This is a genomic window from Nitrobacter sp. Nb-311A, from assembly GCF_000152905.1.
Lineage (GTDB): Bacteria > Pseudomonadota > Alphaproteobacteria > Rhizobiales > Xanthobacteraceae > Nitrobacter.
This window is the reverse complement of record NZ_CH672419.1, coordinates 1-22,681: the sequence shown is the minus strand read 5'-3', so window position 1 is coordinate 22,681 and position 22,681 is coordinate 1. Positions and strand designations below refer to the sequence as shown.

The window sequence follows — 22,681 nt, the reverse complement described above, 5'->3', positions numbered from 1 at the left end:
CAGCCTCACCTGGATTGCGGTGAGACTGCCTTTTCCATCGGTCAGAAGCAGCGATTGACGACGCGCCAGCGCGGTCCGAAGGGCGTCGGCACCACCCGGCGCACATAACAGCCGCCAGGCGCGCCGATGAAGCCGGGGCCCCAGGCATAATGGCGCCAACCGTGATGGCGCCAACCATGATGATGATGGCCACCGTGGTGATGCCAACCCCAGCCTGCGGATGCTGTGGTGGGTGCCAACGCTGCCGTGCCAAGCGACGCAGCCGCGATCGCGGCGAGTGCGAATTTGCGAAACATTATGCTCTCTCCTCAAGGTTTGGGCGCCGGAAGCGCCGCGGTGAATGTCACCCGCCTGGTTTGACGTTGCGTCAGGCGAGCAGGTTCAGCGCATTGAGGTTACGGCAGGGATTTGAGCGGCTCAGTGACGCAGGTTACAGAATTCATTGTTACGCAATGGATTTGCCATAGGGCAGGGCCAGACGCCCGATGCGCTTGCCGTCGATGATGGGCGCCGATATAAGCGCGCAATTCCTGCGACTGCTAAATCAAGGACGACATCATGGCGATTGAACGCACCTTTTCGATTCTCAAGCCGGACGCGACCGCGCGAAATCTGACCGGCGCGATCAACGCCCTGATAGAAAAGGCCGGACTTCGAATTGTAGCCCAAAAGCGCATTCGCATGACTCGCGAGCAGGCCGAGACGTTTTACGCCGTGCACAAGGCGCGCCCGTTCTTCGGAGAACTCGTAGACTTCATGATTTCCGCTCCCGTCGTCGTGCAGGTGCTCGAGGGCGACAACGCAATCCTCAAGTATCGCGAGATCATGGGCGCGACCGACCCGTCCAAGGCGGCCGACGGCACCATTCGCAAGCTTCATGCGAAATCGGTCGGTGAAAACTCCGTCCATGGATCGGACGCAGCCGAAACCGCAGAGGTCGAGATCGCTCAGTTCTTCTCGGGCAACGAGATCGTCGGCTAGGCCGGATCTGGCGGTGTTCGATCGAAGGGAAGCTGGCGTTGGATTCGCTATTGCACATCTTCGATCTGACGACGATCGCATCGGCCTTCGATCAATTCCGGAATGATCTGGCTGATCCGGCATTCTGGCTCGCCGTCGGCAAAATAATCTGGATCGATGTCGTCTTGTCCGGCGACAACGCGCTGGTGATTGCGCTTGCCTGTCGAGGGCTACCTTCCCGACTGCGTTTTTGGGGGGTGGTGCTCGGCGCGGGCGCTGCGGTTGGCCTTCGCATCGTTTTCGCCGGAGTCGTCACAACCATGATGGGGCTGCCCTACCTCAAGCTGGTAGGAGGTCTCGCACTGCTTGTGATCGCCACTAAATTGCTGGTGCCGGAACGGCAGAGCGAGGAGGGAATTCCGGCGGCAAACCGTCTCTGGGCCGCCGTTCGGGTCGTGGTTGTCGCCGACTTCGTCATGAGTCTCGATAATGTGATTGCGATCGCTGCGGCGGCGAATGGCAGCGTGCTGCTGTTGATCATCGGGCTGGCCGTCAGCGTGCCGCTGATCGTGACGGGCGCTACTGTGATCATGATGCTTCTGACGCGCCTGCCTTTTTTAATCTGGGCCGGATCGGCCTTGCTGGGCTGGATCGCGGGCGAGGTCATCGCGACTGATCCCGCGGTTGCGCCACAGCGGCATCAATTCTTCGACACGGGCGCCGGGGCCTTCCTGGATAAGGCGTTGGGATGGTTGGGCATCGCGCCGCAATTCTCCGGCGGCGGACCTGGAAGCGAGGTGTTGTGTGGTGTGCTAGGTGTTGTGATCGTGCTTAGTGCCGGATCGGTGCTGCGCAGGCGCATGCGGATCGCCGATAAGCACATCTAGAGCGGCGTGATGCTTGCCCCCGCGATCAGCCCGGCGATGCGCTCCCGGGTCGCACGGCTGAAGGGGCGGCCCATTTGACTCGACGGGGCGTTGTCAGATCACCAACGGCGAGATCAGGCTATCGTCCAGACTGGCGTCTGCCGACGTCTTGCAGATATCGCCATCCAGTCGCGTGCCACCGCCTGCGACCAGCCGCAGCGCATCCGGGTAGATACGATGCTCGATCTCGAGCACGCGGGCGGCCAGTGTCTCCGCTGTATCATCGCCGCGGACAGTAACCGCGCCTTGCATGACAATGGGTCCGGCATCTGTTTCCGCGACGACGAAATGAACCGTGGCGCCGGAGATCTTCACGCCCGCGCGCAGGGCCTGACCGTGGGGGTCGAGTCCTCGGAACGATGGAAGCAGCGAAGGATGAATGTTGAGCATCCGTCCATGCCAACGCCGAACGAATTCAGCGGTGAACAGCCGCATGAATCCGCCGAGGCAGATGAATTCGATACGCTTGTCGTCCAAAGCGGACTGTAGTTCGGCCTCGAACGCCGCACGATCCTTGCCGAATGGCCTGCTTTCAATGACGAGGGTCTCGATGCCGGCCGCCTGGGCTCTGGCAAGGCCCGCCGCGCCGGCCTTATTGGAAATGACGACCGCAATTTCAGCCGGAAAGCCTTCGGCCTTTGCAGCCTCTACCAGTGCCGTCATGTTCGATCCGCGTCCGGAAATCAGGATGGCGACACGGCGTTTCATACTCTCATTTCCTGCCGGGCGTTCTACATCGCGAGATCGAGGTGGCCGTCGTAAATGACGCGGCCTTCATCGCCCGCAACGATCACGTCGCCGAGCAACGAAACGCGTTCGCCGGCCTGCGCAAGCACGTCCGCGACTTGCTGAACCGCGTCGCGGCGCACGATCGCGATCATTCCGATGCCGCAATTGAAGGTTCGAAGCATTTCGCGTTCGGCGATGTGGCCCTGATGCGCCAGCCATTTGAATACCGGAAGGACAGTCAACCCGGCGAGATCGATTCGTACGCCGAGTCGTTCGGGCAGGACGCGAGGAATATTGTCGGTGAAGCCGCCGCCGGTAATGTGGGCAAGTCCCTTCACAGCGCCGGTTTCGCGGATCGCGCGCAGGCAGGATTTGACGTAAAGCCGGGTGGGGGTTAGCAGCGCGGCTCCCAACGTCGTAACCGGCGCAAATGGCGCTGGAGCGGCGAGGGCGATTCCCGAGGTTTCGACAATCTTGCGGACCAGAGAATAGCCGTTGGAATGCACGCCGGACGACGCAAGTCCGATCACCGCATCTCCGGCGGCGATATCGCGGCCTGGCAACAGCGCGCCGCGTTCCGCCGCGCCGACCGCGAAGCCGGCAAGGTCGTAGTCGCCGTCCTGATAGAGGCCCGGCATTTCGGCCGTTTCGCCGCCGATCAGGGCGCAACCCGCCTCCCGGCAACCTTCCGCGATCCCCGCCACGATCGCCGCAGCCGTTTCGGGATCAAGCTTGCCGCAGGAAAAATAATCAAGGAAGAACAATGGCTCCGCGCCTTGCACGACCAGATCGTTGACGGACATGGCGACCAGATCGATGCCGATGGTCTCGTGTATGCCGGTTTCGATCGCGATCTTGACCTTGGTTCCGACCCCGTCGTTGGCCGCCACCAGAATCGGGTCCGTAAATCCGGCGGCCTTGAGATCGAACAGCCCGCCGAATCCACCGATCTCGGCATCCGCGCCGGCGCGAGCGGTCGCGCGCACCATCGGCTTGATGAGGTCGACCAGCCGGTTGCCGGCGTCAATATCGACACCTGCCCCAGCGTAGGTAAGGCCGTTGTTTTTGTCGGTCATGCAGCAGCGCCCGAAGACAATCCCGGCTGGTTACGTCGGATTGTGGACTTGCGCAATGGCTCGCACAGCCTGTCCGCATATACTATGTAGACAAAGGTTGGTCCCCTCGGCAAAGCCTCGTCTCCCTAAGATTTTGTGAGGAAACCGTCCGGAGCCTGGGAAACGTCGCGTGAGTATTCCAAATATCATTACGCTCGGCCGTATTTTGCTCGTGCCAATCATTATCTGGGCTATCGCCTCCAATCAGATGGAGATCGCCTTTGCCATCTTTGTGATTGCTGGCGTCAGCGATGCGGTGGACGGGTTTTTAGCCAAGCGCTTTAATATGGCGAGTGAACTGGGCGCGCTTCTGGATCCACTGGCGGACAAGGCCCTGCTGGTCTCGATCTTCGTGACGCTCGGCATCTTGGGAGCCGTTCCCATTTGGCTGGTTATCCTGGTGGTTTCGCGCGACATCATGATCGTCGGGGCTGTGATCGTGTCGTGGCTATTCAATAAACCGGTGCCCATGAAGCCGCTGCTGGTCTCGAAGCTCAATACAGGAGCACAGGTCGCGTTCGCGGCGCTGGTGCTGGCGGCGCTGGGCTTCGGATTTGATTCCTCGCCCTACGAAGCCGTTCTGATGGCCGCCATAGCGATCTTGACCCTGGTTTCCGTCTCCTTCTATCTCGTGGAGTGGGTGCGCCACATGAGCACCATCGATCCGCAATGAAGACGGCACACTCCACTGACATGGAGTAGATGCGTGGCAGGCCGCCCTCCCTCCCGCCAGCTCGCATTCGCGCTGCCGCACGCTGAAAGTTTTTCACGGGACGACTTTCTTGAAGGTCACGCGAACGCGGCGGCGCTGTCGCTGATCGAGAGTTGGCCGGAGTGGCCGAACCGAATCATGTTGCTGGCCGGTCCGGAAGGTTGCGGCAAGAGCCATCTGGCGGCGATCTGGGCGGAGCTGGCAGGCGCGCGCTCCATAAGCGCGCAAGGCTTGACTGCGGCCACGGTGCCGATGGCGTTGGCGACAGGGGCGCTGGTCGTGGAGGATCTCAATCCGCAAACCTTCGACGAGCTTGCGCTGTTTCACCTGATGAATCTCGCCCGTGAGGAGACCGCATTCGTGTTGATCACGGCGCGGGTCACTCCGGTTGCGATCGAGATCGGATTGCGCGATCTCCGGTCGCGACTCCGTGCAGTGCCGGTCGTAACACTGATGCCGCCCGACGATCAGCTGTTTCGGGCGCTGATCGTGAAGTTTTCCGCCGACCGCCAAATGAACATCGACGAAGCAGTCGTGAATTTAATTGCAACACGGACCGAACGATCGTTTGCCGCTGCCCGTCTCGCCGTCCAACGACTCGATACCGAATCGCTGCGGCTCGGCAGGCCGGTGACGCGCGCGCTCGCCGCCGAACTGCTGCGGAATTACGATTGAAGCCGTACGGCTCGGCGTACTCACCGTCTCACTCTTGACGCCATGACCTTCCGCGACATCAAATGTCATGGAAAGGTCATTGAGCTGGCCCATGGTTTTGCCGCTATTGCGCCGCAGCCGCAGACCAACGAGATACGGACCGACATATCAAATGGATTCAATTCAAACGATTGCTACCGGAGAAAAAGGGCCGGAACCGGAAGTAGATACCCCAATTCGCAACATGCCGGAGCGGTTCATCAATCGGGAGCTGTCCTGGCTGCACTTCAATCGCCGCGTACTCGAGGAATCGGTCAATCCCGGCCACCCGGCGCTCGAACGCGTCCGTTTCCTGTCGATTTCCGCCAATAACCTTGACGAGTTCTTCATGGTTCGCGTTGCCGGCATCAAGGCGCAGGTGCGGGAAGGGATCACCGAGCGTAGCCCGGATGGACTGACACCGTCAGAGCAACTTGCTCTCATCAACGAGACGGTCTCGACGCTCGCGAGCGATCAGCAGGCGATCTGGCGAGACCTGCGCAATGTGCTCACCGGGGTCGGAATCGTCCTGATCGACGGCAAGGATGTCACCAAAGCCGAGCGGAGCTGGATCGCGGATCACTTTCTGCATAATATTTTCCCTTTGTTGACGCCGTTGGCTATCGATCCGGCTCACCCTTTCCCCTTCATCCCAAGTCTTGGCTTCACCATCGCGCTACAGCTAGCGCGCACCTCTGATGGCAAGCCGATGAATGCGTTGATCCGTATGCCAGGCAAGATCGACCGGTTCTTGAGGCTGCCGCCGGTCAGCAAGGACGATCCTGTCCGGCTGATCACGATTGAAGGCGCCACGAGCCTGTTCATCAACCGGCTGTTCCCGGGTTACACCGTCAAGGGACAGGGCGCGTTTCGCATCATCCGCGACTCCGAGCTGGAGATCGAGGAGGAGGCGGAGGATCTGGTTCGCCTGTTCGAAACCGCATTGAAACGCCGCCGCCGCGGCTCCGTCATCCGGCTCGAGATCGAAGCTGCCATGCCGGCCGAGCTACGCGCATTCGTTCAGCGGGCGCTATCGGCGACCGACGACGAAGTCCTGCTGGTGGACGGCGTTCTGGCCATGACCGAACTGTCGCAGCTCACACGGCTCGATCGGCCCGACCTTGAATTCGTGCCGTACGTCCCGCGCCACCCCGAGCGGGTGCGTGATCATGGCGGCGACGTGTTCGCCGCGATCCGGCAGAAAGACCTGATTGTTCATCATCCATATGAATCGTTTGACGTCGTTGTCCAGTTTTTGCAGCAGGCCGCGCGCGACCCTGACGTCGTTGCGATCAAGCAGACGCTCTACCGCACCTCCAATAACTCCCCGATCGTACGGGCGCTGGTGGAGGCCGCAGAGGCGGGTAAATCGGTCACAGCGCTCATTGAACTCAAAGCGCGTTTTGACGAGGAGGCCAACATCCGCTGGGCGCGCGATCTCGAGCGCGCCGGCGCGCAAGTGGTTTACGGATTCCTCGAGCTGAAGACGCACGCCAAGCTGTCGCTGGTTGTACGCCGGGAAAGCGGCAGTCTCGCGACTTACGTCCATACCGGCACCGGCAACTATCACCCCGTGACCGCGCGCATCTACACCGATCTGTCATATTTTACATCGGACCCGATCATAGGCCGCGATGCGGCGCGCGTATTCAACTACATCACGGGTTACGCCGAGCCGAGCGATATCGAGAAAATGGCGGTATCGCCTCTGACATTGCGAAACCGGATTCTCGATCATATTCGCGGCGAAACTACTTTTGCTCGCAACGGTAAACCGGCCGCGATCTGGATGAAGATGAACGCGCTGGTCGATCCCGACATCATCGATGCTCTGTATGAAGCATCCATGGCTGGCGTTTCTGTCGAGTTGATCGTGCGCGGCATTTGCTGCCTCCGCCCCGGAGTTCCCGGATTGTCGGAAAACATTCGCGTCAAGTCAATCATCGGCAGGTTTCTGGAACATGGACGCATTTACAGTTTCGGAATGGGGCAACCGATGCCCGGCCCCAAGGCTGCTGTGTATATCTCGTCCGCGGACATGATGCCGCGCAACCTCGACCGCCGCGTCGAAGTGCTATGCCCCTTGCAAAATGCGACGGTGCATCAGCAGGTTCTCGAACAGATCATGGTCGCGAACCTGAAGGATACCGAACAGAGCTGGCAGCTGTTGCCGGATGGAACGTCAACGCGTATGAAGGCGGCGAAGGGTGAGGAACCCTTCAACCTGCACAACTATTTCATGACGAATCCGAGTCTGTCAGGCCGTGGAAAGTCGCTCAAGGAATCTTCGCCGCGCCGCCTCACGCGTCGCGCAGAGCGGCAGCCACCCGCGTAGGAAGCCTGTGCGAAAATATCCGCGCCCGAGTAAGCCTGATTCCAGCGTCGCTGTTATCGATATCGGCTCGAATTCCGTCCGCCTCGTGGTCTATGAAGCTTTGGAGCGGAGTCTCGTTTCGATTTTCAACGAAAAAGCATTGTGCGGACTTGGGCGCGAGGTTCAATCCACCGGACTGCTCGCGACGGATGCGATCAACAAGGCACTGACAGCGCTGCGGCGTTTTCGTGCTCTGTGCAGGGTGATGAAGGTCGGTCGCGTTTACGCCATCGCAACCGCCGCTTGTCGCGATGCCACGAATGGTCCCGATTTCATAGCCAAGGCTGAACGTATCTGCCATGTGCCGGTTGAAATTCTGTCCGGACCCCGGGAAGCTTATCTGGCAGCGCAGGGCGTGGTTTCCAGCGTTTATCAGCCGAACGGGATCGTGGGCGATCTCGGCGGCGGTTCGTTGGAATTGACCGACGTGCGCGGTCATCGCATCGGTCGCGGAATAACGTTGCCACTGGGCAGCCTCGCATTACAGGATGCGTCGAAGAAATCGTTGAAGCGCGCAGACCGCATCGTAAAGTCCGCGCTTGCGGGCGCGATACCGCTGAAGGCCGGCGAGGGCCGTACCTTCTACGCGATCGGCGGCACATGGCGGGCGCTGGCGCGGATTCACATCATCCAGAGCGGCTATCCACTTCGCGTCATGCACGGCTACTCCGTTCCCGCCGCCGAAGCGCTCGATTTCGTCCGGCGGCTGCGTCGTCTGGCGGCTTCCCAGATGCTGGCAGATATCGAGGCAGTCGCCGAAGCGCGCCAGCCGCTGCTGACCTATGCTGCTCTGGTGCTAGAACATATCATCCGGATTGCGAAGCCAAAGACCATCTTGTTTTCGACCTATGGTGTCCGCGAAGGCCTGCTTTATTCGATGCTGCCGGCCGCCGAACGCTCGCGGGATGGATTAATCTGCGCCGCGCAGGCGCTGAACGGATTGCTCTCACGTTCCGCACATCATGCCGAGGAACTGATCGAATGGACCGATCGGCTGTTCCGGACCGCGAAACTTCATGAGACCGAAGATGAACGTCGGTTGCGTCACGCCGCCTGCCTGCTTTCCGATATCGGCTGGCGCATGCACCCGGACTACCGTAGCGAGCAGACGCTCAATTTGATCATGCACGGCAATTTCGGCAACATCGACCATCAAGGACGAGCCTTCGTCGCGCTGTCGGTTTACTATCGCTATGCCGGGTTTAATGAAGTGAACGGGCCGTCTCCGGTGATATGCGAGCTGGTGACGTCGCCCATGGATGAGAGAGCACGCATTCTGGGCGCGGCTTTCCGCGTCGCGCATTTGATTTCGGCGGCTCAGCCCGGTGTGTTGTCCGCCACCCGTTTCAAAAGGAGCGGCCGCAAGCTGACGCTTGTGTTCGAACACCGGCTGGTCGATCTGGTCGCGGATCGTGTGGGTGGTCGGCTCAAGCAACTGGCGCGCCTTGTCGGCCGCTCGGGCTCGATCGTCCTCCGCTAGAGTCTGTTTCAACTGCATTGAGCCAGACTCGTCGCTTATCTTTTGTTGAACATGATCTTTTCCGAAAACCGGTTTCCACTTTGCGCTGGCGCGGCCCTTCGGGTCGGGATCATGCTCTAGCCCGTTCATCGCGTTGTCTGCGGCATTGTGTCAGTGCGCATCGACACCCGTTCGTAAGTGCTATCGTGCCGGAATACGGAGCCTTTCACAAAGGAGATCTCGCTGTGGATGATGGCGGCTTGGCCAGTCTAGTCGGAATTTTCTCGGTGCTTCTTCTTGTCGTGGCGAATGGTTTTTTCGTTGCCTCCGAATTCTCGCTGGTGGCCATGCGTCGCAGCCGCGTCGCACAACTGGTTGCCGCAGGACGTGTCAACGCCCATGCGTTGCAAAAGGCCGTCGAACGCCTGGATTATAATCTCGCAGCGTGTCAGCTTGGGATTACGCTGTCGTCATTGGGGCTCGGCTGGATCGGAGAGCCGGCGCTGGCGCACATGATCGTACCGCTGTTGGCGCTGCCGTTCGGCACCGGGGCCGAAATCGGCGCTCACGCCATCGCTATCATGATCGCCTTTGCGATCATTACGATCTTGCACATCGTGCTCGGCGAACTCGCTCCGAAGAGCCTTGCCTTGCAGCGGACAGAGACTACTGCGTTGATCATCGTGCGCCCGCTGGCGCTGTTCGGGTTCCTGTTGAAGCCGGCGGTCGTGTCATTGAACGGGCTCGGCAACAGCGTCTTGCGCTTGTTCGGTCTCCGCGCAGCCAGCGAAAAGGAAACGCTTCACTCGCCCGATGAGATCAGGCTTCTTGTTGCCGAGACTGAACGAGCTGGACTGCTTGCTCGAACTCAGCGGGAAGTCGTGGAGCGGGTCATCAACCTTACCCGTCGCGATGTGAGCGACATCATGACACCGCGGACAAGCATAGTTTGGGCCGATGTGGACGATAGCCGGGACGAGATTCTCAATGTGGTGCGTGAGTGCAAGCATGAGCATGTCGTGATCGGGCAGGGGAGTATTGACGAGGTCGTGGGCGTGTTGCGCAAGCAGGACCTGCTCGATCAAGCGCTAGAAGGTCGTGAAGTCGATCCGCTCGCAGTCCTTCAGCAACCGCTCGCGCTCTCGGAATTCACGCCGATCCTGCAAGCGATCGAGCGTTTCAAGACGCAGCCCGTTCGCGTTGGCATTGTCGTCGATGAGTATGGCGACCTGCAGGGAATTATCACTCGCACCGATCTTTTGGAGTCCATTGCAGGAGAGTTGCCGGATGCCGGCGAGGAGCCGGGCATACAGGAAGGTGACGACGGCAAGCTTATCATCGATGGGAAAACGCCGTTCGACGAAGCGATGATACACTTGAACATCAATCGCAAGCCGGATGGAGATTTTCATACCGTGGCAGGCTTCGCGATTGAGCTGCTCGGTCGAATACCGGCTATCGGCGACGAGTTGACCTGGGAGGGATGGTCGTTTCGGATCATGGAAATGGACGGTCCGCGGATCAGTAAACTCGTCGCCTTGAGGTCGAACGCATGATGCATTCTAACCCTTGGTGGGAGAGGAAACCCGCGGCGCTTTAAGTTCGCTCCACGCGCACCACCCGGCCCTTTTCGATCGCCAGAGCCAGCCGGCCATGCTTCAGCGCGAGGGCCGCCTCGCCGAACAGTTCGCGCCGCCAGCCGTGCAAGGCACCGACATCAGCCTTGTCGTCAGCTGCGATCCGCTCCAGATCGTCCACCGTCGCGATGATTTTGCTCGCGACGGCATGACGCTCGGACGTCATGCGCAAGAGGACCTTGAGAAGCTCTACCGTGGCGGCCCCGTTCGAATTGTTGCGTGGCTTCTCGATCTTGGGCAGCGTGCCCGGATCCCGGGCGAGCCCGCGCTGGACGGCCGCGACGATATCGGCACCCCACTGGGATTTTTCAAAACCTTTGGGCAGCGAGCGAAGCGTCGCCAGCCGCTCCGGGCTGGCGGGAGCATGGGTCGCGATATCGCCGACGGCATCGTCTTTCAGCACCCGCGACCGCGGAATGTTCCGGCTCTGGGCCTCCTGTTCGCGCCAGGCCGCGACTTCCATCAGGACAGCAAGGTCCTTGGGCTTGCGGACCCGTGTCTTCAATCGCTCCCATGCGCGTTCGGGGTGGAAGTCATAGGTTTTTGGCGAGGTCAAAATCTCCATCTCCTCGCTGACCCAATCGCTGCGGCCGCGCTTCCTGAGATCCACATCGAGAGCGGCAAAGACGTCGCGGAGGTGAGTGACATCAGCCACGGCGTATTCAAGTTGTTCCGCGGTCAGTGGCCGGCGCGACCAGTCGGTGAATCGGTGAGTTTTGTCCGGGCGGTGCCCGGTAACGCGCTCGACCAGCGCGTCATAGGCGATGGAATCGCCGTATCCGAGCACCATGGCAGCTACCTGTGTGTCGAAGACGGGATGGGGAATGATGCCGGCCTGATGCCAGATAATTTCGATGTCCTGTCGTGCTGCGTGGAAGACCTTTAGGACGCCTTCATTCGACATCAGGGTGAAAAAAGAGTTCAGGTCGATTCCCTCTGCCAGAGCGTCGATCGCAATCGCCTCATCGGGGCTTGCCATCTGAATGACGCAGAGCAGGGGATAATAGGTGGTCTCGCGGAGGAATTCCGTATCGACGGTGATGACGGGATGCTTGGCGAAGCGAGCGCAGACGGAGGCCAGTTCCGCAGTGGTCGTAATCAGGTCCATGAACGCTCCATAACCCGTCTTTTTGCCCTTGTCGCCCCGCTTTCGACGCTCGCTGCGCTTGTTTTTGCAGGCTTTTGCGGTCAGAAAGACGCCCGGGTGGAGCGAATTTGACATCGCAAACCACGTGGCCGCGCGCGTCCCCCGAACGCGAATGACAGTCAAAAGACCACCAGCAACTTGCGTGTGCTGGTGGTCTTTTCGATCTTACATCCGCAACAAGGCGCCGCCCAAACAGGATACGAATGTTAGAATCGGACCACTATTCGATCTTTCAGGTTTCGCGTCTCGGTTGCCGCGCTCTTCCCGCTCGGGTAAACCCCTGACGCTCAAATCGTTTAGCCCGTCCGACCTCTGATTCCGCCTCTCTGACGCATTCTTGCAGGATTTCCATGCATCGCTATCGGTCCCATACCTGCGGCGCGCTCCGCGACAGCCACATCGATCAGACGGTCCGCCTGTCCGGCTGGTGCCATCGCATTCGCGACCACGGCGGGGTGCTCTTCATCGATCTGCGCGACCATTACGGGCTCACCCAGTGCGTGGCCGATCCGGACTCTCCCGCCTTTGCGCTGGCCGAAAAGCTGCGCTCGGAGTGGGTTGTCCGGATCGACGGCAAGGCGCGACGCCGTCCCGCTGGAACCGAAAATCCGGAGCTGCCGACCGGCAATGTCGAACTCTATGTCACCGAGATCGAAGTGCTCGGACCCGCCGCCGAGTTGCCGCTGCCGGTGTTCGGCGAGCAGGAATATCCAGAAGATATAAGGCTTAAGTACCGCTTCCTCGACCTTCGTCGCGAGAGTTTGCATCAGAACATCATGACCCGCGGCGCCATTGTCGATTCGATGCGCAGACGCATGAAAGAGCAGGGGTTTTTCGAGTTTCAGACCCCGATCCTGACGGCATCCTCGCCAGAGGGCGCTCGCGACTTCCTGGTTCCCTCGCGCATTCATCCCGGCAAGTTCTACGCGCTGCCGCAGGCGCCGCAGCAGTACAAGCAATTGCTGATGATGTCTGGCTTCGACCGCTATTTCCAGATCGCGCCGTGCTTTCGCGACGAAGACCCGCGCGCCGACCGCCTGCCGGGCGAGTTCTACCAGCTCGACCTTGAGATGAGCTTTGTCGAGCAGGATGATGTTTTCGCTGCGGTTGAGCCAGTCATCACCGGGGTGTTCGAGGAGTTCGCCAAGGGCAAGCCGGTGACCAGAAACTGGCCGCGCATTCCGTTTGCAGACGCCGTTCGCAAGTACGGTACGGACAAACCGGATCTGCGCAATCCGCTGCTGATGCAGGATGTCTCAGAGCACTTTCGCGGTTCCGGCTTCAAGGTGTTCGCGCGGATGCTGGAGGATTCGAAGAATCAGGTGTGGGCGATTCCGGGACCCGGTGGCGGCAGCCGGGCGTTCTGCGATCGCATGAATTCGTGGGCGCAAGGCGAAGGCCAGCCGGGGCTCGGCTACATCATGTGGCGCGAGGAAGAAGACAAAAGCATTTCGGGCGCTGGCCCGCTCGCCAACAATATCGGACCCGAGCGTACCGAAGCGGTCCGCGTCCAGCTCGGCCTCAAGGTTGGCGATGCTGCGTTCTTTGTCGCTGGCGATCCGGCAAAATTCTGGAAGTTCGCGGGGCTCGCGCGCACCAGGCTCGGCGAGGAGCTGAACCTGATCGATAAGGACCGGTTCGAGCTGGCCTGGATCGTCGATTTCCCGATGTATGAGTACAACGAAGAAGATAAAAAGGTCGACTTCTCGCATAATCCTTTCTCGATGCCTCAGGGCGGGCTCGACGCGCTCAACACCCAGGACCCGCTGACAATCAATGCGTTTCAGTACGACATCACCTGCAACGGCTACGAGATTGCCTCCGGCGGCATCCGCAATCACCGGCCGGAAGCGATGGTGAAGGCGTTCGAGATCGCAGGCTATGGCGAAACCGAAGTCGTGGAGCGATTCGGCGGCATGTACCGCGCGTTTCAGTACGGCGCGCCGCCCCATGGCGGCATGGCGGCCGGCGTCGACCGCATTGTCATGCTGCTCTGCGGCACCACCAACCTGCGCGAAATCTCCCTGTTTCCGATGAACCAGCAGGCGGAAGATTTGCTGATGAGCGCGCCATCAGACGTCACCCCCAAGCAGTTGCGCGAGCTTCATATCCGGCTCAATCTGCCGCAAGACTAGCGGTTCGATTCTGACATCGGCATCTGGTTTTCGCCGGCTTCCTGCGAATGCTGGAATCGAGGAATCGTCGGCAAGTTACGGGTATTGCTCGGGTTCGGTTTTGTGCTCAAACCGACACGCGGCGCGCCATCGTCAAAATCCGCCCCCGGAGCTGATGAAAGCTGCAAGGAGCGTATACCGTGTCGTATTCAGAGGATCTTCGCTCCGCCGCGCTGTCCTTTCATCGCTCCCCGCGTCCCGGCAAGCTTGAAATCCAGCCGACAAAGCCGCTTGCCAACCAGCGTGACCTCGCGCTGGCCTATTCGCCCGGCGTCGCCGCAGCCTGCGAGGAGATCGTCGCCGATCCGGCGGAAGCCGCTACGCTGACCGGCCGGGCCAATCTGGTCGCGGTGGTGTCGAATGGCACGGCCGTGCTCGGTCTTGGCAATATCGGACCGCTCGCCTCCAAGCCCGTGATGGAAGGCAAAGCGGTCCTGTTCAAGAAGTTCGCCGGCATCGACGTGTTCGATATCGAAATCGCCGCCGATACCATCGAGCGCGTGGTGGAGACGGTCGCGGCGCTGGAGCCGACCTTCGGCGGGATCAACCTTGAGGACATCAAGGGACCCGAATGCTTTGAGATCGAGAAGCAGCTGAAGGCCCGGATGAAGATTCCGGTCTTTCATGACGATCAGCACGGCACCGCGATCATCGTCGCCGCCGCGGTCACCAACGGGCTGCTGCTGAATGGCAAGGCGCTCGCGGAGGTCAGGATCGTTGCTTCCGGCGCGGGCGCCGCGGCCATCGCCTGCCTCAATCTGCTGGTGTCGATGGGCGCGCAGCGCAAGAACATCTGGGTCTGCGATATCGACGGCGTTGTATACGAGGGCCGCGATACGCTGATGGACCCGTGGAAGGCGGTCTATGCGCAGAAGACGGACAAGCGCAAGCTGGCGGAGGTGATCGCAGGCGCGGATGTGTTTCTTGGCGTCTCGGCCGGCGGCGTGCTGACGCCGGAGATGGTTGCGCAGATGGCGGACAAGCCGTTGGTGCTGGCGCTCGCCAATCCTGTTCCGGAAATCATGCCGGACGATGCGCGCAAGGCGCGCCCCGATGCCATGATCTGCACCGGGCGTTCGGACTTTCCCAATCAGGTGAACAACGTTCTGTGCTTTCCTTTTATCTTCCGAGGTGCTCTCGACGTCGGCGCTACTGCGATCAACGAGGATATGAAGCTGGCCGCTGTCGATGCGATCGCCCGGCTCGCGCGCGAGCCACCGCTCGACGCGGCAATCCGGTTTGACAGCGAGACTCAGGGTTTCGGACCTGGCTCCTTGATTCCGAATCCGTTCGACCCTCGATTGATCCTGCGCATCGCGCCCGCCGTCGCGAGGGCTGCCATGGCTTCGGGAGTTGCGACGCGGCCGATCGCCAATTTCGACGAGTATCACGCGCGGCTCGAACGTTTTGCCTTCCGGTCCGGCCTCGTCATGAAACCGGTATTTGCGGAGGCGAAGAAGCAGCCGTTTCGGGTCATTTACGCCGAGGGCGAAGATATGCGGGTGCTGCAGGCAACCCAGCAGGTGCTCGAAGAGCAACTGGCTCGCCCGATCCTGGTCGGCCGCCCGTCCGTGGTGGAGGCACGGATCAGGCGTCTTGGTCTCGCGATCAAGGCGGGCAGGGATTTCGATCTGATCAACCCTGAGGACGATCCCCGTTACCGCTCATATGTGCAGTCCTATATCGATGTCGCCGGCCGGCACGGCGCGACGCCAGACGTCGCCCGGACCACGATCCGCACCAACGCAACGGTGATCGCCGCGCTCGCGGTGGTACGCGGCGAAGCCGATGCGATGCTGTGCGGCGTCGAAGGCAGCTATATGCGGCACCTCCGGCATATTCGGGAGATCATCGGGTATCGGCCCGGCACGAGCGACTTCGCCGCGCTGTCGCTGATGATCACCGGCAAGGGCGCCTATTTCATCGCGGATACGCAGGTTCGCCCGAACCCTTCCGCGGACGAACTGGCGGACATCGCAGCTCAGGCTGCCGTGCATGTACAGCGCTTCAATATCAAGCCGAAGATCGCTTTCGTGTCACATTCCGATTTCGGCAGCTACGATACCGAATCGGCGCGCAAGGCGCGCCGGGCGACCGAGCTATTCATCGCCCGTCATCCCGATATCGAGGCTGATGGTGAAATGCAGGGCGATACCGCTCTGTCGGAGTCCGCGCGACAACTGATCCTGCCGCATTCCCGGCTGACCGGCGTCGCCAATGTTTTGATCCTGCCCAATCTCGATGCAGCCAACGCGGCCTATCAGATGATCAAGGTGCTCGGCAACGGACTGCTGGTGGGGCCTATCCTGATCGGTCCCGCGCGTCCCGCGCACATTCTGACTCCGTCAGTGACGGCGCGCGGCATCCTCAACATGACGGCCATCGCGGTGGTCGAGGCGCAGGAGCGCGCGACCCGGCAACAAGAAATGTTTGATCCCGGGCTTTGATGGCGCTTCTCGCGGGAATGGAGGGCTGCGTGATAGGCCAGGTTCATTACGGGAGCGCCACGACGACAGCAGCGGTCCGTCGACGAACGATACAACATCGTCGAGAGAGCCTGAGAGTGCTGGCGAAGCGCTACGGCATCAACCAGAAGACGGTTGCCGAAAAAACGCGCCAAATCAAAATCATGCTTCTCCCGCTTCTGATTCCATCAGAAGCGGAAAAGCTCTAGTTCAGCCGGGTCCAGGTCTGCCCGCCGCAGAACATGCCCCCGAATGCGCAACCCCGTACGCGCAGGCGGTCCTTGCCTTTCATTGCAACGGTGGAGCTGTAGGTGCTGCCGCTCTTCGGATCGTAAATCTTCCCGCTCCACTTCGAGCCGTTCGGCTTCATGTTGATCAATATCTTCTCCTTGTTCCGGCCGCTCCGGGAATCCACGGAATATCCGCACAGGTTCGTGCCGCACGCCTCGATCCGGACGTGGCCTTCCTTCTTCTCGGTTACCCACATTCCGAGAGGGCCGACCGGTTCGGCAGCGCGTTGCGACGCCTCAGCCGGATCCGCGGCTGCCTCGTTGGTCGCCACCGTTTTCATGTCCTGAGTCGGAGTTGGCGCAGCTGTCACGGCAGGCCGGACAGGCGCCCCGGTCGAGCCGGACGGCGTCGGAGCCGCTATCGCGGGCGAGGGCTGTTGTACGGGAGCTGGCGCTGCCGCGGGAGCAGCGGATGCTGAAACAGAAGCCGGCGGGGACGTTTGCGCAGGAGCTGGCGGCGGGGTGCTTGGGGAGGAGGGAGCTGCCGCAGCAGCAGCGTCTGCCTGAGGGGCATCAGAATCGTCAGAATCGGCCTCGTTAAAACCTTTGCGTTTCGAGTTGTACAGGCCGGGGATCGAAACCGAGATGCAGGACGGGGAGTCGCAGCCTCGCGGCGCGTGGATCCGTACGGTGTGCCCGCCGATCTCGAATGAAAAGTTTTCGCCCGCCTGAGCGGTCGAAGCGGTCAGCAACAACGCGGCGGCGATAGCGAACTTTTTCATGAGGACCTCCAATTCCGGTTCGGAACCTTACGTCCGACCTTAGACGCGCGAAAGGTCCCAGAATGTGATCCAGATCACTCAGAGTGTCGAGGTGGAAGCCGGCCCCCTTCTCGACGCAAGACGCAGCTTTCGGCCGGAAAGGATTTGTCCCCTTGTCGTCCGGACCCCGGCTATTCCCCAGCGTGCTGACTGGTTTCGCCGGCCATCTCACTTCGTAGAGCTTCAAAGCGTTGTTGAGCGTCGCGTTCGCGGTCGTCGACGAACTTGATCGCAGCTTCTTTTGTCATAGGACCGCTGACGAGAGGGTACGAACTTTCTCCGATCGTTTCGTCAACGAAATAGTCGCCATTGTCGCCGCAGCGCGTGGACCACTTGAACCGAACGGCGGCGAGGGGACCAGGGCCGTATTTCGTGTAGGTTTCGGCCTGCTTCCAATCCGGAGAGGGATCGGGAGAGTCCGGTATCGCTGTTTCCTCGGTCGGTTCGAATGTAACTTGTTCTGGTGTTTCAGGCTCTGGTGCAGCGCCGGCGTCTCCGTCGTCCGAGACATCTGGTTTGTCGATGAAACACGCAATCGCCGCGAGAGCGTAAGCGGTCGGGTCGTTTTCACTCACCTGACTGTCCCCCATATTGGGACGGGACGGCGCGGCCTCGAGTCCGCATATGACCGACGCATCCCGTCCCCATACGTATTTGAACGCATGTATTTGGGCGCAAATGGGCGGTTTTTTGTCTATCAAAAAACGCCATTCTACATTGTCAGAAAAATTATGATGTATCAGCTATATACATAATTATATTAATAAATAACAATAACTAAGTGCGGCCGCTTTGCTTCCAAAGACGCTCCGCGCCTGTGGTCAGAAACGCGGAATGCGCAACCGTTCAATCGCCTTTCGCGATCTCTTTCGGCGCCTCTTCCGCTTCACGTGGCGGATGGGATCTCACATAGCGGTAGCTGGCGTAAAAGAGCACGCCGCAGCCGATGATTGCGCCAAACATTAACAGGGGCATGTTTTTGCCTCCACAAAACGATTTTGCTCATCGCAAAATACGGTACCGTCACTCGCAACTTTAGATCGCGGACAATAGCAAAGAACAATATCGGCGTTCGCCGGCTCCGACGGGAGATGTCGACGATAAATAATTTTAAATAATTTTGGCGCGGGCTTGCGCCGGTAGCGACGCAGCAGGACTTTACCGCGCTTTCCGATAACCTGCGCCGTTTGTTTGGCGATTGAAATAACGCTCTGTGTTAGCTGGCGAACCTCTTAAGACCGGCACGGCGCTTCGGTACTGGCCTTCAATTGCAGTTGAACCCGCGGAACGCTGCGTCCGTCCAATGCGGGACCGGTCAAGGATCGGCGAACTCTTTGGAGGAGCGAAGATGATCAAACGCAATCTTGTGACAGCTGTACTTCTGGTTTTCGCGTCGGCCACGGCAATGGCGCAGCCGGTGACCAAGCCCGATCCCGGAGCGACGATACGCTCCGAACCGCCGCCGACCTCAGCCGGGCAGGCGGTCGGTAGTTGTAACAGCAAGGGCGACAAGCCCAACAGCAATTTCAGTTGCGCCCGGCTCAAGGCGGCCTGCGAGGGTGCCGGCTATAAGTATTCGCCGAGCAAGCCGGACGGTTCGTCAGGCGTCTGCACCAAACCATCGCAGGCTGGCCAGCAGATGGGGCTTGTCGCGGACATCGGTCCGCAGCGGAATGCTTTCTGCAACGACAAGGCGCTCTGCGCCAAGCTGAAGACCGGCTGCAATGCCAATGGCGGTACTTACAAGCCGGGCACCGGGCAGTCAGGTACCTGTACCCAGAATTAATGTCTGGGAGACTCCGTGCGGGCACTTGTACTTGAGCTGCCTGAGTTCTCAGAACGAACTCGCGACGGAGATGTCATCTCCGTCGCGGCCCCGATTTTGTCGGAGCCTTTCCGTTTCCCGCCTGTTCGGCAGTTATCCGTTCGTTCAACCCACGTGATCTATTGATGATCGCGACAACAAAATGATGATCCCGGGTTCATGCGACATCAACCTCCTGCGATTGCAGCCGCTTCCGCCGCCGCACGTTGCATACTGGTCGACATTTCGCTTGTAACAGCGCTCTGTTGTTCAATAGCCGCCGCGGTCGACGTAACATACTCGTTGACGTGCGTAATGGCTTTTCTGATCTGGTCTAGCAGGCTGTTGAAAAAGCCAGTCGCGGCCGAGCTGTGAGCATGATTTATTGCTCCGAAGCGATTTGGAGATGATGAGTGCGCGGTGGTGACAATCTGACTGGCGAGCTGTTCAGCTACGTTGATCTGGAGGCGCGGGTTCGACGCGACCACCCGCTTCGCGCCATCCGGGTCACGGTGAACGAAGGGCTTGTCGCTTTGGAGCGGGAGTTCGCGGCGCTGTACTCGCCACTCGGGCGGCCGTCGATCCCACCCGAGAAGTTGCTCAGGGCGATGCTCTTGCAGGCGTTCTACTCGATCCGCTCGGAGCGGTTGCTTATGGAGCGGCTGGAATACGACCTTCTGTTCCGCTGGTTCGTGGGCATCGGCGTCGACGATCCAGCCTGGGACCATTCGGTGTTCTCGAAGAATCGCGAGCGGCTGCTTGAGGGCGACATCGCGGCCAAATTCCTGAGTGCGGTGCTGGCCCAGCCCAAGGTGAAGAAGCTGCTGTCGACAGATCACTTCTCGGTCGACGGCACGCTGATCGAGGCCTGGGCTTCGATGAAGAGCGTCAAACCGAAGGACGGCTCTGGCGAGCCGCCGGCCGGCGGCGTCGGGCGCAATGCCGAAGCCGACTTCCACGGCCAGAAGCGGACTAACGACACGCATGCCTCGACCACCGATCCGGACGCAAGGCTCTACAAGAAGGGCAAGGGCAAGGAGGCGAAGCTATGCTTCATGGGTCATGGGCTGATGGAGAACCGCCACGGCCTGTTGGTCGACGCCTGCCTGACGCTGGCCGACGGACATGCCGAGCGGGTGGCGGCGTTGCACATGATCGAACCTCGCGCCGACCGGCCCCTGGCCATCACACTTGGCGCTGATAAGGCCTATGACACGGAGGACTTCGTCAATGAGTTGCGCGCGATGAAGGTGACGCCGCACGTGGCGCAGAACACGAGAGGCCGAAGCTCGGCGATCGACGGACGCACGACGCGGCACAGCGGCTATGCCGTCAGCCAGCGTATCCGCAAGCGCATTGAGGAAGCCTTCGGCTGGATCAAGACGGTCGCCCGCCAGGACAAGACCCGCTTCCGCGGCCGCGACCGCGTCGAATGGGCCTTCACCTTCGCAGCCGCCGCTTACAATCTGGTGCGACTGCCGAAGCTCATGGCGGTGCCAGCATGACCCCCCGTCCCACGGCCACGCCAAACTGCTCGACAGCTCAATCCAAATCTCATCACAACGGCGATTAAGCCATCCCGAAAGCCAGACGGGACACTTCTTCAACAGCCTGCTAGAGCGTCAACGACATCGCCGGATATAACATTCAGAGTTCCGATCTCCTGGCCGATCTTATCTGTTGCCTGCTTGGCTTGAGTGGCGAGGTTCTTGACCTCAGCTGCTACAACCGCGAAACCTCTGCCCGCATCGCCCGCGCGAGCGGACTCAATCGTGGCATTGAGTGCAGGCAAATTGATTTGACCGGTGATGTTGTTGATCAACTCAACAATCCCGCTCATCGACTCGGCCGCAGATGTGAGACGTTGCGCCTGCGTATCGGCGTCGGCCACACGGTTGACGGCCCCCATGGCCGTCTCCCGCGATTTTGCCATAGCGTCGGAGATTTCTCGGACCGATGTATTCAATTCCTCGGAACCTGCGGCAACGGACTCCATCATTTCGCGAACCCGCTCATTTCCGATTCGAATCAGCACCTGCCGGGTGACATCGGTTGCATATTTTACAACCTTGAACGGTTTTCCGTTGAGATCGTAGATCGGATTGTAGGAGGCTTGGATATAAACTTCCTTGCCGCCTTTTCCGATTCGCTTGTATTCGGCGGTCTGGAATTGACCGCGATTGAGCGCCGCCCAAAATTCGCGATATTCGGCACTATCCCGCGTGGACGGCTCGATAAACATCGAGTGATGTTTGCCTTGAATCTCATCGAGCTTGTAGCCGAAGACATCGAGAAAATTCTGGTTGGCTGATACGACCGTTCCGTCGAGAGTAAACTCGATCATCGCTTGAGATCGACTAAGGGCATCAATGCGAGATTGGGCGTTAGGAACTGCTTTGCGGCGACCCACAAACATCGTGACATCTCCGGGAATGAAAGAAAAATAAAATCCAGTGGCAACACAAGCGCGGTGCAATATTTTTGAAAGGAGGGGCATTCCGAGCTTGACAAGTATATTTGCACCTAAATCGGTAAATTTTGATTAACACTGGAGCTGGCCACGAGAAATGGCCGGACAAGCTGTCATTCGGCATGCAAAATTGACCCCGTAAGCCGGGGGATCGGCGTCCAAAATTGACCCCCTACAGGTTGGCTGTTGCGCTGCCTGCTTTGTCATGAAGCAGGTGGTCGGGGATGCTGATCGTGGAGACGATTGCGCGGATACGGCGCGAACACTTCATCAAGGGCAAGACGATCAAGGAGATCGCCCGTGACCTGAAGGTGTCGCGGAACACGGTCCGGAAGGTGCTGAGGTCGGGCAAGACCTTGTTCGAGTATGAGCGTTCGATCCAGCCGCGCCCCAAACTCGGGCGTTGGGCGGCGGAGCTTGATGAACTGCTGGCGGCGAACGCGGCCAAATCGGCTCGCGAACAGCTGACGCTGATCCGGATCTTCGAAGAGTTGCGCGGACGCGGCTATGACGGCGGCTACGATGCCGTACGGCGTTACGCCAGGCGTTGGAGCAAGGAGCGCGGGCAATCGACCGCGGCGGCCTATGTTCCGTTGAGCTTTGCGGCGGGCGAAGCCTACCAGTTCGACTGGAGCCATGAGATCGTTCTCCTCAACGGCGTGACGGCGATCGTGAAGGTCGCTCATGTCCGGCTGTGCCACAGCCGCATGCTGTTCGTGCGGGCCTATCCGCGGGAGACGCAGGAGATGGTATTCGACGCCCACGACCGGGCGTTCGCACTGTTCAAGGGTACCTGCAGCCGCGGCATCTACGACAACATGAAGACGGCGGTAGAGACGATCTTCGTCGGCAAGGATCGCCGCTACAATCGCCGCTTCCTGCAGATGTGCAGCCACTATCTGATCGATCCGGTCGCCTGCACGCCGGCGTCGGGCTGGGAGAAGGGTCAGGTCGAGAACCAGGTC

The 22,681-nt window shown here is 60.1% G+C and carries 19 protein-coding genes and 2 pseudogenes; 13 read left to right on the top strand and 8 right to left on the bottom strand.

The annotated features are described in order from the left end of the window. Nucleotides 1–41 precede the first annotated feature (41 nt). Nucleotides 42–296, bottom strand: a complete 255-nt coding sequence (locus NB311A_RS14945; protein ID WP_009799613.1) for a hypothetical protein — start codon at nucleotides 294–296, stop codon at nucleotides 42–44. 262 nt (nucleotides 297–558) lie between these two features. Between NB311A_RS14945 and ndk the strand changes: the two genes are divergently transcribed. Next, the gene (gene ndk, locus NB311A_RS14940; RefSeq protein ID WP_009799612.1) at nucleotides 559–981 is read left to right on the top strand and encodes a nucleoside-diphosphate kinase; all 423 of its coding nucleotides are present in this window, start codon (nucleotides 559–561) and stop codon (nucleotides 979–981) included. A 38-nt stretch (nucleotides 982–1,019) separates the two neighbouring features. After that, nucleotides 1,020–1,847, top strand: coding sequence for a TerC family protein (locus NB311A_RS14935; protein WP_009799611.1), 828 nt, complete (start codon nucleotides 1,020–1,022; stop codon nucleotides 1,845–1,847). A gap of 93 nt (nucleotides 1,848–1,940) precedes the next feature. On the opposite strand, the gene purN is transcribed toward NB311A_RS14935, so the two are convergent. Both purN and purM read right to left on the bottom strand, forming a co-directional pair. After that, a complete protein-coding gene (purN, locus tag NB311A_RS14930; protein ID WP_009799610.1) occupies nucleotides 1,941–2,594 on the bottom strand; it encodes a phosphoribosylglycinamide formyltransferase in 654 nt (217 codons plus the stop codon). A 23-nt stretch (nucleotides 2,595–2,617) separates the two neighbouring features. Beyond that, nucleotides 2,618–3,691, bottom strand: coding sequence for a phosphoribosylformylglycinamidine cyclo-ligase (gene purM / locus NB311A_RS14925; RefSeq protein ID WP_009799609.1), 1,074 nt, complete (start codon nucleotides 3,689–3,691; stop codon nucleotides 2,618–2,620). Between the two features lie 169 nt (nucleotides 3,692–3,860). Here purM and NB311A_RS14920 point away from each other — a divergent pair, with 169 nt between their 5' ends. The 5 genes from NB311A_RS14920 to NB311A_RS14900 all read left to right on the top strand — a co-directional run bounded on the left by NB311A_RS14920 (nucleotide 3,861) and on the right by NB311A_RS14900 (nucleotide 10,524). Further along, nucleotides 3,861–4,403, top strand: a complete 543-nt coding sequence (locus tag NB311A_RS14920; protein WP_009799608.1) for a CDP-alcohol phosphatidyltransferase family protein — start codon at nucleotides 3,861–3,863, stop codon at nucleotides 4,401–4,403. Nucleotides 4,404–4,436: 33 nt separating this feature from the next. Continuing rightward, on the top strand, nucleotides 4,437–5,117 hold the full coding sequence (locus NB311A_RS14915) for a DnaA ATPase domain-containing protein (RefSeq protein ID WP_009799607.1): 681 nt from the start codon (nucleotides 4,437–4,439) through the stop codon (nucleotides 5,115–5,117). A gap of 151 nt (nucleotides 5,118–5,268) precedes the next feature. Further along, entirely contained in the window at nucleotides 5,269–7,470 is a 2,202-nt protein-coding gene (locus NB311A_RS14910; protein WP_009799606.1) for an RNA degradosome polyphosphate kinase, read from the top strand. A gap of 7 nt (nucleotides 7,471–7,477) precedes the next feature. Next, a complete protein-coding gene (gene ppx / locus NB311A_RS14905) occupies nucleotides 7,478–8,989 on the top strand; it encodes an exopolyphosphatase (protein WP_009799605.1) in 1,512 nt (503 codons plus the stop codon). Nucleotides 8,990–9,213: 224 nt separating this feature from the next. Then, on the top strand, nucleotides 9,214–10,524 hold the full coding sequence (locus tag NB311A_RS14900; RefSeq protein ID WP_116394785.1) for a hemolysin family protein: 1,311 nt from the start codon (nucleotides 9,214–9,216) through the stop codon (nucleotides 10,522–10,524). Between the two features lie 40 nt (nucleotides 10,525–10,564). On the opposite strand, the gene rnd is transcribed toward NB311A_RS14900, so the two are convergent. Continuing rightward, nucleotides 10,565–11,713, bottom strand: a complete 1,149-nt coding sequence (gene rnd, locus NB311A_RS14895; protein WP_040675574.1) for a ribonuclease D — start codon at nucleotides 11,711–11,713, stop codon at nucleotides 10,565–10,567. Nucleotides 11,714–12,102: 389 nt separating this feature from the next. Here rnd and aspS point away from each other — a divergent pair, with 389 nt between their 5' ends. The 3 genes and pseudogenes from aspS to NB311A_RS21395 all read left to right on the top strand — a co-directional run. Next, the gene (gene aspS, locus NB311A_RS14890) at nucleotides 12,103–13,887 is read left to right on the top strand and encodes an aspartate--tRNA ligase (protein WP_009799602.1); all 1,785 of its coding nucleotides are present in this window, start codon (nucleotides 12,103–12,105) and stop codon (nucleotides 13,885–13,887) included. A gap of 179 nt (nucleotides 13,888–14,066) precedes the next feature. Beyond that, nucleotides 14,067–16,373 (top strand): NADP-dependent malic enzyme, encoded by a 2,307-nt coding sequence (locus NB311A_RS14885; protein ID WP_009799601.1) that lies wholly within the window; start codon nucleotides 14,067–14,069, stop codon nucleotides 16,371–16,373. Between the two features lie 32 nt (nucleotides 16,374–16,405). Then, nucleotides 16,406–16,534 (top strand): annotated as a pseudogene (locus NB311A_RS21395) (IS481 family transposase); the annotation flags it as partial. Nucleotides 16,535–16,596: 62 nt separating this feature from the next. On the opposite strand, the gene NB311A_RS14880 reads toward NB311A_RS21395, so the two are convergent. The 3 genes from NB311A_RS14880 to NB311A_RS22935 form a co-directional block, all read right to left on the bottom strand. Further along, nucleotides 16,597–17,403: a DUF2147 domain-containing protein gene (locus NB311A_RS14880; protein ID WP_040675499.1), complete on the bottom strand. Its 807-nt coding sequence runs from the start codon at nucleotides 17,401–17,403 to the stop codon at nucleotides 16,597–16,599. Nucleotides 17,404–17,573: 170 nt separating this feature from the next. Beyond that, a complete protein-coding gene (locus NB311A_RS14875) occupies nucleotides 17,574–18,017 on the bottom strand; it encodes a hypothetical protein (protein ID WP_040675571.1) in 444 nt (147 codons plus the stop codon). Nucleotides 18,018–18,288: 271 nt separating this feature from the next. Next, on the bottom strand, nucleotides 18,289–18,417 hold the full coding sequence (locus tag NB311A_RS22935) for a hypothetical protein (RefSeq protein WP_256365424.1): 129 nt from the start codon (nucleotides 18,415–18,417) through the stop codon (nucleotides 18,289–18,291). 373 nt (nucleotides 18,418–18,790) lie between these two features. Between NB311A_RS22935 and NB311A_RS14870 the strand changes: the two genes are divergently transcribed. Together NB311A_RS14870 and NB311A_RS14865 are read left to right on the top strand one after the other, a co-directional pair. Beyond that, entirely contained in the window at nucleotides 18,791–19,228 is a 438-nt protein-coding gene (locus tag NB311A_RS14870) for a hypothetical protein (protein ID WP_131522922.1), read from the top strand. Nucleotides 19,229–19,659: 431 nt separating this feature from the next. Then, nucleotides 19,660–20,751 (top strand): IS5-like element ISNisp7 family transposase, encoded by a 1,092-nt coding sequence (locus tag NB311A_RS14865; RefSeq protein WP_009797950.1) that lies wholly within the window; start codon nucleotides 19,660–19,662, stop codon nucleotides 20,749–20,751. Nucleotides 20,752–20,861: 110 nt separating this feature from the next. Here NB311A_RS14865 and NB311A_RS14860 read toward each other — a convergent pair. Next, nucleotides 20,862–21,596: pseudogene (locus tag NB311A_RS14860) on the bottom strand (methyl-accepting chemotaxis protein); the annotation flags it as partial. 344 nt (nucleotides 21,597–21,940) lie between these two features. On the opposite strand from NB311A_RS14860, the gene istA reads away from it, so the two are divergent. Beyond that, on the top strand, nucleotides 21,941–22,681 hold a 741-nt coding region (gene istA, locus NB311A_RS14855), incomplete at its 3' end, for an IS21 family transposase (RefSeq protein ID WP_009799594.1).